Annotated in this window: 18 protein-coding genes; 14 read left to right on the forward strand and 4 right to left on the reverse strand. The window is 48.9% G+C overall.

The window, feature by feature from the left end; translation table 11 throughout:
* Positions 1-18: 18 nt before the first annotated feature.
* Complete coding sequence (locus tag E4T81_RS06975) at positions 19-777, reverse strand: RNA methyltransferase (RefSeq protein ID WP_135042770.1); 759 nt, start codon at positions 775-777, stop codon at positions 19-21.
* Positions 778-780: 3 nt separating this feature from the next.
* Positions 781-2,769 carry a cytochrome c biogenesis protein CcdA gene (locus tag E4T81_RS06980; protein ID WP_135042772.1) on the reverse strand — a complete coding sequence of 663 codons (1,989 nt, stop codon included), beginning with the start codon at positions 2,767-2,769 and terminating at the stop codon, positions 781-783.
* Positions 2,770-3,003: 234 nt separating this feature from the next.
* Here E4T81_RS06980 and E4T81_RS06985 point away from each other — a divergent pair, with 234 nt between their 5' ends.
* From E4T81_RS06985 to rpmA, 6 genes are all read left to right on the forward strand, one after another.
* Positions 3,004-3,801, forward strand: coding sequence for a glycosyltransferase family 2 protein (locus E4T81_RS06985; RefSeq protein WP_135042774.1), 798 nt, complete (start codon positions 3,004-3,006; stop codon positions 3,799-3,801).
* A gap of 21 nt (positions 3,802-3,822) precedes the next feature.
* Positions 3,823-4,380, forward strand: coding sequence for a CD225/dispanin family protein (locus E4T81_RS06990; RefSeq protein WP_135042776.1), 558 nt, complete (start codon positions 3,823-3,825; stop codon positions 4,378-4,380).
* Positions 4,380-4,679, forward strand: a complete 300-nt coding sequence (locus tag E4T81_RS06995) for a DUF4286 family protein (protein WP_135042778.1) — start codon at positions 4,380-4,382, stop codon at positions 4,677-4,679. The genes E4T81_RS06990 and E4T81_RS06995 overlap by 1 nt, the downstream gene beginning before the upstream one ends.
* The gene (ruvC, locus tag E4T81_RS07000; protein ID WP_135042780.1) at positions 4,679-5,269 is read left to right on the forward strand and encodes a crossover junction endodeoxyribonuclease RuvC; all 591 of its coding nucleotides are present in this window, start codon (positions 4,679-4,681) and stop codon (positions 5,267-5,269) included. Before E4T81_RS06995 ends, ruvC begins: the two co-directional genes overlap by 1 nt.
* Before the next feature lie 181 nt (positions 5,270-5,450).
* A complete protein-coding gene (gene rplU / locus E4T81_RS07005) occupies positions 5,451-5,771 on the forward strand; it encodes a 50S ribosomal protein L21 (RefSeq protein ID WP_135042782.1) in 321 nt (106 codons plus the stop codon).
* Between the two features lie 22 nt (positions 5,772-5,793).
* A complete protein-coding gene (gene rpmA, locus E4T81_RS07010; RefSeq protein ID WP_135042784.1) occupies positions 5,794-6,054 on the forward strand; it encodes a 50S ribosomal protein L27 in 261 nt (86 codons plus the stop codon).
* Between the two features lie 187 nt (positions 6,055-6,241).
* Here the strand turns inward: rpmA and E4T81_RS07015 are convergent, their stop codons facing one another.
* Together E4T81_RS07015 and E4T81_RS07020 are read right to left on the reverse strand one after the other, a co-directional pair.
* Entirely contained in the window at positions 6,242-7,603 is a 1,362-nt protein-coding gene (locus E4T81_RS07015) for an SLC45 family MFS transporter (RefSeq protein WP_135042786.1), read from the reverse strand.
* A gap of 158 nt (positions 7,604-7,761) precedes the next feature.
* Complete coding sequence (locus E4T81_RS07020; protein ID WP_135042787.1) at positions 7,762-8,109, reverse strand: hypothetical protein; 348 nt, start codon at positions 8,107-8,109, stop codon at positions 7,762-7,764.
* A gap of 187 nt (positions 8,110-8,296) precedes the next feature.
* Between E4T81_RS07020 and E4T81_RS07025 the strand changes: the two genes are divergently transcribed.
* The 8 genes from E4T81_RS07025 (at position 8,297) to E4T81_RS07060 (ending at position 13,976) form a co-directional block, all read left to right on the forward strand.
* Entirely contained in the window at positions 8,297-8,791 is a 495-nt protein-coding gene (locus tag E4T81_RS07025) for a TlpA disulfide reductase family protein (protein WP_135042788.1), read from the forward strand.
* Between the two features lie 32 nt (positions 8,792-8,823).
* On the forward strand, positions 8,824-10,473 hold the full coding sequence (locus E4T81_RS07030) for a DUF6029 family protein (protein ID WP_135042790.1): 1,650 nt from the start codon (positions 8,824-8,826) through the stop codon (positions 10,471-10,473).
* 18 nt (positions 10,474-10,491) lie between these two features.
* On the forward strand, positions 10,492-11,322 hold the full coding sequence (locus E4T81_RS07035; RefSeq protein WP_135042792.1) for an Omp28 family outer membrane lipoprotein: 831 nt from the start codon (positions 10,492-10,494) through the stop codon (positions 11,320-11,322).
* Positions 11,323-11,341: 19 nt separating this feature from the next.
* Positions 11,342-12,037, forward strand: a complete 696-nt coding sequence (locus tag E4T81_RS07040; RefSeq protein ID WP_135042794.1) for a T9SS type A sorting domain-containing protein — start codon at positions 11,342-11,344, stop codon at positions 12,035-12,037.
* 101 nt (positions 12,038-12,138) lie between these two features.
* Positions 12,139-12,309, forward strand: a complete 171-nt coding sequence (locus E4T81_RS07045) for a DUF362 domain-containing protein (protein ID WP_135042796.1) — start codon at positions 12,139-12,141, stop codon at positions 12,307-12,309.
* Positions 12,310-12,508: 199 nt separating this feature from the next.
* Positions 12,509-13,069: an RNA polymerase sigma factor gene (locus E4T81_RS07050; RefSeq protein ID WP_135042798.1), complete on the forward strand. Its 561-nt coding sequence runs from the start codon at positions 12,509-12,511 to the stop codon at positions 13,067-13,069.
* A 44-nt stretch (positions 13,070-13,113) separates the two neighbouring features.
* A complete protein-coding gene (locus E4T81_RS07055; protein ID WP_135042800.1) occupies positions 13,114-13,497 on the forward strand; it encodes a hypothetical protein in 384 nt (127 codons plus the stop codon).
* A gap of 8 nt (positions 13,498-13,505) precedes the next feature.
* Positions 13,506-13,976: a hypothetical protein gene (locus E4T81_RS07060; RefSeq protein WP_135042802.1), complete on the forward strand. Its 471-nt coding sequence runs from the start codon at positions 13,506-13,508 to the stop codon at positions 13,974-13,976.
* Positions 13,977-14,012: the final 36 nt, after the last annotated feature.

Below are 14,012 nucleotides of genomic sequence, written 5' to 3' on the forward strand. Positions count from 1 at the left end.
AATAAATGTATTTTTCCCTTATAACTGCCTGCGGCGGAACTCAGCCACGGTGACAGCTGTAGCCATGCCTACATTAAGCGACTCGCTGGTGACAGCGCCGGGAGGAAACGAAGGAATAGTGAGGCGACATGTCACTGTCCCGGCTACCTCATCGGAAATGCCTTTGCCCTCATTGCCCATCACGATTACACCCGACTCGCCAAGAGAAGATGAATAAATGTTTTCTCCGTTCAGAAATGTGCCATAAACAGGCATTCCGCATCCGGCAAGCCACGACGCCAGGTCGGTATAATAGACTTTCACCCTTGAAACAGCTCCCATGGTAGCCTGAATCACCTTAGGGTTATATACATCAACCGTGTCGCGCGAGCATACAATCTCCCTTATGCCAAACCAGTCGGCAATCCTGATTATCGTTCCGAGATTTCCCGGATCCTGCACCCTGTCGAGGGCTATCAGCAATTTACCCGACGCGTCAAGCGAAGCGACATCATTGTCGGGAGTCTCATACACGGCAATGACTTCGGGCGGAGTAGAAAGATGGCTCATACGCTCCATATCGGCGCGCGTGACAGGAGTGACCTCAATGCCCCTTATCTCAGCCTTGTGGCTGTCAGACCACGCATGTGTGGCAAACAGATAACGGACACTGAAATGTCTCAGAGTGTCAAGCACACACTTTGTGCCCTCAGCGACAAACAGTCGCTCGTCGCGTCTCGTCCGCGCATCGTCAAGCGATGCGACAAGTTTGCGGAGCCTGTTGGTAAGCTCGGCCATCGGCTACTTCTTATATTCTTTAATTCCCTTTTCAAGGAAACGGGTAAACTTAGGTATATTCTCGTCATAAGAGAACGGACCCGACAAAAGCTCGCCCTTGGCATCAAGCACTACATAATAAGGCTGAGCGTTTGCCTGGAATTTGTAACGCTGCAGATAGCTCCATCGGTCGCCGTAGGTCTCAAGAGTCACCTTCTTGCCATTTTCCATTACGGTCTCAGGCACGGGCAGTTCCTTTTTCTCATCCACCATAAGCTTGATTACCACAAAATTATCTTCTATCATGGCATGCACATTGCTTTCATCAAGCACAGCGCCCTCCATCTTGCGGCAATTCACACATCCGTAACCCGAGAAGTCGACAAGCACAGGCTTCCCTTCTTCAAGCGCGGCTTTCATGCCCTCCTCATAGTCGTCATACTCCTTGAATCCTCCTCCATAAAGATTGAAGTCCTGAGTGAACAACGGGGGCACAAACGCACTCACGCCTTTTAACGGAGCGCCCCAGAGTCCCGGTACAAGATATATGGTGAATGAAAATGAAATCATGGCAAGGAAGAACCGGAACACCCCGACCGAACTGTCGGCAGGTCCGTAATGGCTGAAATTGAACTTGCCGAGAAGATACATGCCCAGCAGAGCGAAAATCACAATCCACAATGCAAGGAACGCCTCGCGGTCAAGTATATGCCATCCATAGGCAAGGTCGGCGACCGAAAGAAACTTCAATGACAGGGCAAGCTCGATGAATCCGAGCACTACCTTCACGGTGTTCATCCAGCCACCCGATTTGGGTGCGCTCTGAAGCCATGACGGGAACATCGCGAAAAGGCAGAACGGTATGGCAAGAGCAAGCGAGAAGCCAAACATGCCCACGGCAGGGCCGAATTTATCGCCGGTGCTCGCCGCCTCCACAAGAAGAGTGCCTATGATCGGTCCGGTACATGAAAACGACACAAGCGTAAGCGTAAACGCCATGAAGAAGATACTCAACAGTCCTGTCGTCTTCTCCGCGGTGCTGTCCATCTTGTTAGCCCATGACTCCGGCAGCTTTATGTCAAATGCGCCGAAGAATGAGATCGCAAATACCACCAGCAGCAGGAAGAAAATAATATTGCATACGGCACTTGTCGAAAGGGCGTTCAGCGAGCTTGCGCCGAATATAGCGGTAATCAGCAGTCCGAGAAGCAGATATATCACGATTATCGACACTCCATAGACAGTGGCGTCGCCGATAGCCTTAGCCCTCGACTTACCTTTTTTAAGGAAGAAACTCACTGTAAGCGGTATCATAGGCCACACACAAGGAGTAAGCAAAGCCACAAATCCACCGATAAAGCAAGTCACGAATATATACCACAAAGAAGTGGTCGACGAGTCTTCGGGATTGTCTTCCCCGCTGAAATCGACAGGCGCCCATATGCCCTCCGACTCTGACTGAGACATCTCTCCCGAAGCGACCTCCTGCTGAGGCGCGACAGCCTCCACTACAGTATCGGCGGCAACCTCCTCCGGAGTTTCAGTCACAATCTTAGCCGTACCGGTAAACTCAAATGTCTCTTTGGTGGGAGGTATACAGTTCTCATCATTACAAGCCGAGAAACGGATGGCACCCTCAATTGCATATTTTGACGAGGTGACAATAAAATTCTGACGCAGCGTGACCTCATCAGTCCACCAGCTCAGATTGGCACCAAACATCTCGTCAAATTCCTTGTGAGGCGTCTTGCTCGGTTTCATTTTGCCGTCAAGCTTCACACCATCAAGTTTGCTCCAGTCAATCTCGAGCGGATTAGGCCCCACATCGGGGTCAACATCATTGCTGTAGACATGCCATCCGGCGTCAACAGTCGCAGTCATAACCACCGCACCATGAGTGTCATCAGCCATGTCAAGCGTCACGCTCCATTTGACAGGGTTCACAATCTGCGCCTCCACATAGTTAAACGAGGCAACCAAAATCGTAACGATAAGATAAATAAAACGAGTCATTGCAATCCTCTTTTTCCGTAAGTAACTCTTAAAAATCAGTTTATATTAATTTACCAAAGCAACCACGCACGCCGATGCATCCAATCCGCCCCGCGCAGAGACCTATCAATCACGTTCCGGCCGACTGTCGCAAGTTACCTTTAAATAAACATTTTGTGCAAAGATACATAAATTATTTTGACAAACTCTTAACACTTTCACGTTTTTATTGTATATTTGCTAAGTTAATCCATTATGCATGATTATATGTCACCTCTGTTTTCAATAATAACCGTAACTTACAACGCGGCGTCAACGCTGCCCGCCACCCTTGCCAGCGTCAAGGAACAGACCTGTGACTTATTTGAGCACATAATAATGGATGGAGTGTCGACCGACCGCACCCTGAAACTCGCAATTGATGCGGGAATACCTCAGGCACGTATATTCTCAAGCCCTGACAAAGGCATATATGACGCGATGAACAAGGCGATGGAAGTAGCCAAAGGCGACTACCTCATATTCCTGAACGCGGGCGACGCGTTTCATTCGCCCGACACACTCTCACTGCTTGCTAAAGAAATCATCGACAATGACTACCCGGGAATCATATACGGTCAGACCAACCTTGTCGACAGCGACAGACACTTTATCGCGCCGCGACATCTCACCGCGCCGGAGACACTTACTCTGGAAAGCTTCAAAAGCGGGATGCTTGTGTGTCATCAGGCATTTATCGTAAACAACAAGCTTGCGCAACCCTACGACCTGCGGTTCAGGTATTCAGCCGACTACGAGTGGTGTATACGCTGCCTCCAGCGTTCACGCCACAACCGATATGTTCCGGAGGTAATCATCGACTACCTGCATGAAGGCACCACGACAGCCAACCGCCGCAAATCGCTCATCGAACGATTCAAAATCATGAGCTACTATTATGGCTTCCTGCCGACAGCAGCACGACACCTCGCCTTCCTTCCCCGCTTTCTAAAGCAACGACGTTTAGAGCGCAAGAACCTTAAAGAGATTGAATCACAAAACAACACAATATAAAATTAACAAAACAGATAAATCATGAAGTATTACGTAGCAGAAAATGAACAGCCTGTTGGTCCCTTTGAAGTGAGCCAACTTGTAGCACGCGGAGTCAAGGGAACCGACCTCGTATGGGCTGAAGGCTTCGAAGGATGGGTGCCCGCCGAGAGCGTAGAGGAGATACGCATCGCCTTATATTCACCCAACGGCAGCTCTGCGGAATACCGCGAGACAGCAATCCCCGAAATCAACCCTCAGATTAACACTCAGTGTCCTCCCCCGCCATTCCGCCCGGCCTATAGCGAGCCTCAGCGCGTGCAACCGACCGCCCCGGTTGAGATTCCGCCCAAAAACTGGCTCGTGGAGTCAATTCTCGTCACGATCCTGTGCTGCCTTCCGTTTGGCATTGTCGGCATCCTGAAAGCATCTAAAGTAAACACCTTCTGGGCAACCGGCAACTACGAAGAAGCGGCAAAGGCGTCGGCCGAAGCAAAGCGCTGGACCATCATCGGCTTTACCTGCGGACTCGTGTGGATAATCCTTTATGTAATCTTTGTCGTGACAGTAGGCATGGCAGGAATCATGGAGAACATGTAATGGTAGTAAACACGACCTTTCATGTCGAGGAATCAGCCGAAGCCGAATTCATCGAATGGATAAAGACCGAGTACATCCCCGAGGCGCAGGAAAGTGTAAAGCTACACTCTCCGCTATTCATGCGCATCCTCACCCCTATGGAGGGAGGCGTAGGATATGCCGTGCAGCTACAGGCGATGTCAAAGGCTCATGTCGAGACATGGATTGACTCGGAGCAGCCCCGCCTGCTGTCGGCAATGGCACGGAAATTCGGTAAAAAGGTGATGTTTTTCACCACGGTCATGGAGAAAGTCAAGTGATGGACTCCCCGGCTCAAAGAAACGAGGCGTTGCGTGACTGGGATCGTATCATAATCGGTATCGATCCCGGCACCAATGTCATGGGCTATGGAGTGCTCGGCGTAAAGCGCAACAAACCGGCGATGATAGCCATGGGAGTCATAAAGCTCAACCGCTTCGACAGCCACTACCTCAGGCTCGGACACATATTCAAGCGCGTGACAGGAATCCTTGAGCAGTATCTGCCCGACGAGATGGCTATTGAAGCTCCGTTTTTCGGCAAAAACGTGCAATCGATGCTCAAGCTCGGACGCGCACAGGGCGTGGCGATGGCAGCCGCCATAAGCCGCGACATATCAATCTGCGAATACGAACCGAGAAAAATCAAAATGGCAATCACCGGCAACGGAGCGGCGGCAAAGGAGCAGGTACAGGAAATGCTCCGTCGCATCCTTAACATCCCGGCCGAAAACCTGCTGCCTGAACTTGACGCCACCGACGCTCTCGGAGCGGCACTGTGCCACTTCTATGAGTCGGGCAAGCCGGAAATTGCACGTGGACCGCGCTCATGGAAAGAGTTCATAGCCCGCAACCCCGACCGAATAAAATAATAAAATCGACCCAAAGACAAGCAACCGCCCACTTTTTTACTCAAAAATCAGGCATTTATATTGCATGGATTGTAAAAAAGTCGTAACTTTGCGGTCGCAATTTTTCCGTACAGGCTTGATAAAGCATCCGGCAATCCGGATCGCCCGGCGGAGTTAACCTGTAATAATCATTATTTAACAGATGTACGCAATCGTAGAAATTCAAGGACAGCAGTTCAAGGCAGAAGCCGGCAAGTTCTTGTATGTTCACTATCTCGGCGATGACAAGAAAGAAGGTGACGCAGTAGAGTTTGACCGCGTTCTCCTCGTAGACGCCGACGGTGCCGTTAAGGTAGGCGCACCTACCGTAGAAGGTGCAAAAGTAGTTTGCGAAGTGGCAACCCCGCTCGTAAAAGGTGACAAAGTAATCGTCTTCAAGAAGAAAAGACGTAAAGGCTATCGCCGCAAAAACGGTCATCGCCAGTACTTCACCAAAATCGTGATTAAGGACCTCGTAGCTTAACCCATTAAAATCTTAAAAAAACATGGCACATAAAAAAGGTGTAGGTAGTTCAAAGAACGGCCGTGAGTCAGAAAGCAAACGACTCGGAGTTAAGATTTTTGGCGGTCAGCATGCTAAGGCAGGCAACATCATCAAGCGTCAGCGCGGTACAGTTCACCACCCCGGTGAAAATGTAGGCATGGGCAAGGATCACACAATCTATGCTCTTGTTGACGGTGTCGTTGAGTTCAAGCTCAAGGGCGGTCGTCAGTACATCAACGTAACCCCCGACGCAGAGGCATAACCGCCTTTCGTAAAATCACAAAAAATGGGCTGTATCAAAATTGATACAGCCCATTTTTCTATCCGCTCGACACCTGCCACATACACTCGCGCGAGATTACAATTACAAAAACATATGGGCGATTCTGATTGAACCGCCCATACATTTTATGGTTAACAAGAAGTGAAACTCTTTATCAGCCCGGAGCCTACTGCTCGGCAATCGGATCAACAGCCACGTCATGCTTCTCGGCATAAGTCTCCTTTATGCCAAACACGCAGCATGCACCTACAAGAAGCAACACACCCGCAAGTATAATCATGTTAAGCTGCGAATGTCCGCCAAGCAGCGAGTAAACCCCGCCTCCGACAGCAGCAGCGACAATCTGCGATATAGTGATTGTTCCGTTAAACAATCCGAGATATGCGCCCATATGCTTTCCGGAGATTGAATTGGTAAGTATCGTAAAGGGCATCGCAAGCATCGCAGCCCAGGCGGCACCTACAAGGAAATAGCTGATAAACAGCAGGTGCGGGTCATGGAAAAACATAGTCGATATAAATCCTATGCCGCCGATGACAAGGCTGAGCGAATAAGCCACACGACGATTCTTGAAACTCGGAAGCACGGCGGCCCATATCACAGAGCCGATTGCCTGCACTGCAAACAATATACCGTTCCAGTTTGCCGCCTCCTGATAATTCTCAGTCTGGGTACCCTGCGATGCATCCCATCCGAAAGCCTGTTCGGCAACACCGCCGGTATTATAAGTCCACATATACATAAATGCCGCCCAACAGAAGAATTGCACAAGCCCTACTGTCCAGAACACCTTGGGCGCACGCACAAGCAGCGTTATGAAATTAGCCTTGTCATCATCCTTGTCCTCAGTGATGCCATGATACTCGGCATACTGCTTCGGCGGCATCTCTTTTACATTACAGAATGTGTATATCACACAAAGAATCAATATCACAGCGCCGCCGTAGAATGAATAAGTCACCGAGTCGGGCACCTTATTGCCTTCCGCCACGTTACTGATGCCTATCCACGCGAGGACAAACGGAAACACATATCCAACTATCGAACCGGCATTGCAAAGGAAACTCTGTATCGAATAAGCAAGACCCTTCTGCTTCTCATTGACCATGTCACCGACAAGCATCTTGAACGGCTGCATCGATATATTAATCGAAAGGTCAAGAAACATCAGCGCAAACGCACCAAACACAAGCGCCGCGCCTACGGCAAAATGAAAACTGCCGGCATTGGGAAGAAGAGCCATCACGATGACAGCAAGTATCGAGCCGAAAAGAAGATATGGCAGGCGACGTCCGAAGCGGTTCCATGTACGGTCGCTAAGAGTGCCTACGATAGGCTGGATGACCAATCCGGCAAGCGGAGGAAGAATCCAGAAATAGCTTAATTCATGAGGGTCGGCACCGAGAGTCGCAAAAATTCGCGAGATGTTGGCACTTTGCAGTGCATAAGCAATCTGAACGCCGAAAAAACCGAAACTGAGGTTCCATAGTTTCCAAAAGCCCAAGTCAGGCTTTACTTTTGCTTTCATGTGTATAAACGGTTGTAAAAGAGTTGGACAATATCTTTAGAATTAACCGCAAAGATAACACATTTTTCAACAAATGCAAAAAAGAGTTTACCTACATGCGCTATTTTATACATTTTATACAAGTTGCACCTGTCAAGCGGACCAAAGAGCGGTTTCTGTCAGCAATATTTTGCGGCAATCTTCCTCACGGCATCCATGTCGACATCGTAAAATCCCGTAGCCGACATTTTCAACAGCCTGTCGACCGGATATATGTCAGGATTTTGCTCCACCTGATAGTCGGTAGCTTCTTCCGACTCCGGCCGTTCCGCCGCCGCGGCATCCTCGACTGCCTCATTGGAGTTTTCGATGTCAGAAAGCATCTCGTCCTGAGTAATCACCGACACAAAAAGCGAAACAGGATTGATGCTTAGCTTCAGTCCGGGACCGTTGTTATTGTCATGTCCTACATACTCTTTTATAGTAATTGCAATTGTGTCAGATAATTCATCGCGTGTCATAGTCATAGTCTTTTATTGTAATTATTATCATACATAACACCGCAACCCGACTCAATGTTGAAAGCCACAACAACAATCCCGCTCTGCCAAGTGACATAACGCACATTTATACGCAATATTTTTTCGATTATATTTATTTTTCTCACACTAAAGTAGTAAATTTGCACATTATTACCATCATATCACTGACAATATGAAATCATTTAAGACCATAGCCGCAGCCTTGCTCATGTCGCTTGCTGCATTTACGGCGGAGGCTCAGCTGCCCTCAGTACAGCTAAAAGACCTCCAGGGAAAGACCGTCGACACCTCTAAACTCAGCAACGACGGCAAACCGTTTGTCATCACGTTTTTCGCTTCATGGTGCAAGCCTTGCAACAGAGAGCTGAAGGCCATCCACGAAGTATACCCTGACTGGCAGGAAGAGACAGGCATGAAAGTCGTGGCAATCTCAGTCGACACCGGTCAGAATGCAAGCAAAGTCAAGCCTACGGTTGACGCCGAGGGATGGGAATATGACATCTTACTTGACCCCAACAGCGACTTCATGCGCGCAATGGGCATACAGATGATACCCCACTGCCTCATCGTCGACGGTGACGGCAACATCGCTGACAGCCGCAGCGGATATACCGAAGGCGCGGAAACCCACATAATTGAAAAAATCCGCGAATTGCAGAATAAATAATCACGTAATAACTCAACCATTTCCCCAAAGCGATGAAGTTGACCCGACAGTTGACCCTGCTTGTCATCGGCTCTGCAGCCCTTGCCTCGCAGGCTCAAAATAACGTTGCGGTACATGGTAGCGTCCAAAGCGACAACCTGTTTCCGACAAAGCCTTATAAAGACATGAACGATCAGGAACATCACAGCGATTTCCTGACCAACACATATGCCGATGTCGGACTGATAAGCAAATATGTAGATGCAGGATTACGTGTCGAGTATCTTGACCATCCGCTTCCCGGATTTGAGCCCGACTTCAAAGGCTGGGGACTGCCAAACATCTATGTAAAAGGCAAATACAAGGGATTGGAACTGACCGCCGGCGACTTCTACGAGCAGTTTGGCAGCGGATTCATACTCCGCACCTATGAAGAGCGCAGTCTCGGCATCGACAACTCCATAAGGGGCGGACGCCTGAAAGTCAACGCCTTGCAGGGGCTCAGGTTTACGGCTCTCGGTGGTCTGCAACGCCGCTTCTGGGACTGGAGCAAACACTCTCAGGTATATGGCGCCGACCTTGAATGGGACATGCAGGAGCATATCAAAGGCTTGCGCGACCGCGACATAATATGGACCCTCGGAGGCTCATGGGTGTTACGCCATGAAGACGACGAGACCATAATGGTGCCCGGCACCAACTACCGTCTCAATCTGCCGAAGACAGTCAACGCCTTTGATGCGCGCACCCATTTTTACCGTAGCGGGCTTGACCTGCTCGGAGAGTTTGCCTGGAAAGCCCCCGACCCTTCATTTGACAACAATTACACCTACCGCCACGGTAGCGCGGTAATGCTTTCAGCATCCTACTCAAAGCCCGGATGGAGCGCCCTTATACAGGCAAAGCGCTCGGAAAACATGGCATTCCGCAGCCAGCGGTCAATGAAGCTCACCTCGGCATTTATCAACAACATGCCGGCATTTGCCTATCAACACACCTACGCGCTTGCGGCAATGTATCCTTACGCCACCCAGGCTGCGCCGGGAGAATGGGCGTTTCAGGGAGCATTTGCCTACTCATTCAAGCGCAATACTCCGCTTGGCGGCAAATATGGCACCAAACTGAAACTTAACGTAAGCTATATACGCGGCTTGCACCACGAAAAGCAGCCTACATTCAACGGCTCGGAATATGGCACCGACGGTGACAAATGCAAGTTTTTCGGAATGGGTGAGTTGTATTACCAGGATATCAACCTGCAGTTTGAGAAGCGTTTCACCCGCGACTTCAACTTCAACTTCATGTATATGAATCAGCGCTACAACCAGATGGTGGTAGAAGGTCACGGAAGCATCGTTAACGCAAACATATTTGTGGCTGAAGGAAAATATAAATTTAACCGAAAGCTCACACTGCGTGGAGAACTGCAATATCTCACTACCCGCCAGGATCATAAAGACTGGGCTTACGGGTTGCTTGAACTGTCGGTACTGCCCTACCTCATGTTCAGCGTTAGCGACCAATGGAACTGCGGTGACACAGGAACACATTATTATATGGCTTCGGTCACAGGCACATATAAGTCCAACCGCCTTATGGTAGGTTACGGCAGAACACGAGCCGGATATAACTGTTCCGGAGGCGTGTGCCGCTATGTGCCGGAGACTCAAGGCGTAAACATCTCTTATAACTACAATTTTTAAACAGGGATAAAACCCACTATGAAAAAATCGATAATAATCACAGCACTCGCTGCCGCCTCAATAACCGGACTCTCCCTTACCTCGTGTGATGAGATAAAGGAGAACGACCGATATATCGACATGGGAGAAATCACAGCAAAACGCACTGTTCTCCTTGAAGAATTTACAGGACAATTTTGTACAAACTGCCCCCGCGCCCATGAAGTGATTTCGAGCATCGTTGAGCTTTATAGCGAAAATGTGGTTGCGGTAAGCATCCATGCAGGAAGGCAATCTCTCGGTGAAAACGAGAGCCCGGTCATGGTCGGGCTAAGAGTCGAAGAAGGCAACGAATATGCTTCCCGCTGGACTATCACTGAATACCCGAGCGGAATCGTAAACAGGAACAGCGGAATAAAAAGCATGTCGGAATGGCAATCAATCATACGTCAGGAGATGGAAAAGCCCGCGACGGTCGACATAGAGTTAAAAGCGATTTATGACGCAAGCACTGACAAGGTGACTATAACCACCGACCTCGCTCCCGGAGCAAATATCGAAGGAAACTTCCAGCTATGGATAACTGAAAGCGGCATAGTCGCGCCACAACAGGGCAACCCTGCCGAGGTTGGGTTCAGTTACAAAGCCGACTATGTGCATAACCACGTGTTCCGCGCGGCGGTCAACGGCACTTGGGGCGAGGAGATAGCTCTTACCACCAGGGAGAATACAACGCTCTCTCACGAGGTCGAAGTAAGAGATAACTGGAATGTAGACAACCTGTCGGTTGTGGCTTTTATCTACAACAATGAGGAAGGCGTAATCCAGGCTGCTGAATGTGAAATAAATACAGAAACTCCAACTGAGTAATATAATTAACAGTATAATTATGAAGAAAATTTTTACCCTCATCATCGGCGTTGCCTGTGCAATCGCCATCAATGCACAGGAATTTACCTGTACAGTAGACGGAAAGCCCGTTGAAAACGGCGCGACAGTAACCGTAGGTTACGAATATGGACTCGATGGCGCCTCTTTCTGGGAGTCAAAGCCCGAAATTTATCTGACCGCATCAGAAGATATATCCTGTAACATAAAGACATCGTGTGCTGCCGGAACCAAGGTAAAATTCTGCTATGGAATATGCAAAGACCCGGTACGCGAAGGCGACTTTGATGTAGTGGAGTATGACTTTGACCTCACTGCAGGCGAAGCTGAAAAGCTTGATGTTGAGTATTCCGATTTCACGGCAGCCGACCAGAATGTCGTGCCCGCAAAAAGCTCGGTTGACGTAATCGTATCGGTAAGACTGAAACCGAGATTCACGTTCACCCTTGTATTTGACGGAAATGTTGCCGGCATTGACAACGTGGCAGGCGATGGCAGCTATGTCAATCTCGTAGCAGGCAACATACTTGAATATAATGTTGCCAACGGCACCAAACTTGACATCTATTCGCTCAACGGAGCTACCGTAATCGAGCGCACGGTCAACGGTCACGGCTCGCTTTCACTTGACCGTCTTGCCCCCGGTGTCTACCTCTACAAGGCAGGCGAACTCACCGGAAAAGTGCTTGTGAAGTAATTTTTTCGATAAAAGGCTATGATTTTAAAATAAAAGATATAACTTTGCATCGTAAAGCAATCATAAACAAATTATCGTATAATATCTAAATTTAATTAATCATGGCTTACGTAATCACTGATAAATGTGTAGCTTGCGGCACTTGTCTTCCCGTGTGCCCCGTTGAAGCAATCTCTGAAGGCGACATCTACCACATCGATCCCGAAACTTGCATCGAGTGTGGCAGCTGCGCAGAAGTTTGCCCCAGCGAAGCAATTATCCCCGGCGAATAATTGAAGCTATACAGCAGCAAGACATAAGGGCTGTCCGTTACGGGCAGCCCCTTTGCGTTTTATAGCCCCATGGAAATCGGAATGCGCCCAACAAGCACGTAATCACCACAGCTTCCTCCGCAGCCGTGAGATATTTGCGACATTCAGATTTGCGCGATTGGGGTTATTTTACTAAATTTGTGAGACAAAGTATCAGACAATGGGCAACGAGTTTGTGAAAGAAAATCCTGAACTGATAGCGAGGTTGCGCGACCCCGCCACCTGCCGCGATGCCTTCGGCGAGGTCATAAGACTTTATGGCGAGCCCCTCTACTGGCAGATACGCCGCATGGTCGAGAGCCACGAGGATGCCGATGACCTTCTTCAGAACACTTTCATGAAAGCCTGGTCGTCAATCGAGAGCTTCCGTGGAGACGCAAAACTGTCGACATGGCTCTACAAGATAGCCATAAACGAGAGCATTACTTTTCTTGCCAGAGAAAGGAAGCGCCTCAACCTTTCGCTTGACGACGAGGAGTCACATCTTGTCAACCTCATTGAATCAGACACATTTATCGACGGTGACGAGCTTGCCCTTAAACTGCGTAAGGCCATCGCCACCCTACCTGAAAAACAAAGGCTCGTGTTCAACATGCGCTACTATGAAGACATGAAATATGAAGACATGTCGCAGGTGCTCGGGACATCAGTCGGAGCGTTGAAAGCATCCTATCATCTTGCGGCAAAAAAAATTGAACAATATTTTGCCGATAACGATTAAACCTTTGACCATCTATTTAGTCCTAAAAATAAAAGTTATACGATATGGCACATGACAATGACATCTTAAAGCAAGTCGACCGACGGTCGGGGATGACAGTTCCCGATGGTTACTTCGCTGATTTTGCCTCACGTATGATGGAGCAACTTCCTGAAAAGAAGCAGGAAAAGATATTGCCGCGCACATGGTGGCAGCGTTGCCGACCCTATGTCTACATGGCAGCCATGTTTAGCGGCATATGGCTCATGATGTGGCTCTTCAACGACATCAGCGGCCGCACATCGAGCCACATGAGCGACAATCCTGTAATAGCCAAGGTGCTTGAAAGCGACAATTTCTATGACTACTACATGCAGGACCAGGTCGACGAGTATGACGTTATCGAAGGTCTTTACGATGACGGCGTGACATTAGCTAACTTTAAATAATGCTCCATATGAAACTACAGAAGATGATACTGTCGCTCATAATGGCAATGGTCATTGCCATTCCCGGTTATGCACAGGAAAAGCAAAACATCGACCGCAAGGAATGGTTTAAAGAGCTTCGCCAGTACAAGCACAGCTTCCTCGCCAAGGAGCTTGAGCTGACAAAAGAGCAGGAGGCCAAGTTTTTCCCGATATATGACGAGATGGACGACGCACTGTGGAAAGTCAACCGCGAGACACGCGGACTTGAACGTAAAATAGCCAAGGCCGACGGAAAAGTATCGGATCTTGAATATGAAAAAGCAGCCGAGGCGATGTTTGAGACCAAAAGCAAGGAGGGAGCTATCGAAAAGCAATATTTCGCCAAGCTAAAGTCAGTGCTGACACCCAAGCAACTGTTTCAACTGAAACGCGCTGAACGCAAGTTTACCGACAAGCTGATGAAGGAGCACTCCAAGGCACGTGCGGCAAAAAAGTAAATTGACATCATTGTAAATAAAATAACAAGTATTGGC

Source organism: Barnesiella sp. WM24 (assembly GCF_004570975.1).
GTDB lineage: Bacteria > Bacteroidota > Bacteroidia > Bacteroidales > Muribaculaceae > Muribaculum.

What these genes read in the sequence shown, in the direction of transcription:
- E4T81_RS06975 (WP_135042770.1), bottom strand. Translation starts at nt 777, where the DNA reads ATGGCCGAGCTTACCAACAGGCTCCGCAAACTTGTCGCATCGCTTGAC.
- E4T81_RS06980 (WP_135042772.1), bottom strand. Translation starts at nt 2,769, where the DNA reads ATGACTCGTTTTATTTATCTTATCGTTACGATTTTGGTTGCCTCGTTT.
- E4T81_RS06985 (WP_135042774.1), top strand. Translation starts at nt 3,004, where the DNA reads ATGCATGATTATATGTCACCTCTGTTTTCAATAATAACCGTAACTTAC.
- E4T81_RS06990 (WP_135042776.1), top strand. Translation starts at nt 3,823, where the DNA reads ATGAAGTATTACGTAGCAGAAAATGAACAGCCTGTTGGTCCCTTTGAA.
- E4T81_RS06995 (WP_135042778.1), top strand. Translation starts at nt 4,380, where the DNA reads ATGGTAGTAAACACGACCTTTCATGTCGAGGAATCAGCCGAAGCCGAA.
- ruvC (WP_135042780.1), top strand. Translation starts at nt 4,679, where the DNA reads ATGGACTCCCCGGCTCAAAGAAACGAGGCGTTGCGTGACTGGGATCGT.
- rplU (WP_135042782.1), top strand. Translation starts at nt 5,451, where the DNA reads ATGTACGCAATCGTAGAAATTCAAGGACAGCAGTTCAAGGCAGAAGCC.
- rpmA (WP_135042784.1), top strand. Translation starts at nt 5,794, where the DNA reads ATGGCACATAAAAAAGGTGTAGGTAGTTCAAAGAACGGCCGTGAGTCA.
- E4T81_RS07015 (WP_135042786.1), bottom strand. Translation starts at nt 7,603, where the DNA reads ATGAAAGCAAAAGTAAAGCCTGACTTGGGCTTTTGGAAACTATGGAAC.
- E4T81_RS07020 (WP_135042787.1), bottom strand. Translation starts at nt 8,109, where the DNA reads ATGACTATGACACGCGATGAATTATCTGACACAATTGCAATTACTATA.
- E4T81_RS07025 (WP_135042788.1), top strand. Translation starts at nt 8,297, where the DNA reads ATGAAATCATTTAAGACCATAGCCGCAGCCTTGCTCATGTCGCTTGCT.
- E4T81_RS07030 (WP_135042790.1), top strand. Translation starts at nt 8,824, where the DNA reads ATGAAGTTGACCCGACAGTTGACCCTGCTTGTCATCGGCTCTGCAGCC.
- E4T81_RS07035 (WP_135042792.1), top strand. Translation starts at nt 10,492, where the DNA reads ATGAAAAAATCGATAATAATCACAGCACTCGCTGCCGCCTCAATAACC.
- E4T81_RS07040 (WP_135042794.1), top strand. Translation starts at nt 11,342, where the DNA reads ATGAAGAAAATTTTTACCCTCATCATCGGCGTTGCCTGTGCAATCGCC.
- E4T81_RS07045 (WP_135042796.1), top strand. Translation starts at nt 12,139, where the DNA reads ATGGCTTACGTAATCACTGATAAATGTGTAGCTTGCGGCACTTGTCTT.
- E4T81_RS07050 (WP_135042798.1), top strand. Translation starts at nt 12,509, where the DNA reads ATGGGCAACGAGTTTGTGAAAGAAAATCCTGAACTGATAGCGAGGTTG.
- E4T81_RS07055 (WP_135042800.1), top strand. Translation starts at nt 13,114, where the DNA reads ATGGCACATGACAATGACATCTTAAAGCAAGTCGACCGACGGTCGGGG.
- E4T81_RS07060 (WP_135042802.1), top strand. Translation starts at nt 13,506, where the DNA reads ATGAAACTACAGAAGATGATACTGTCGCTCATAATGGCAATGGTCATT.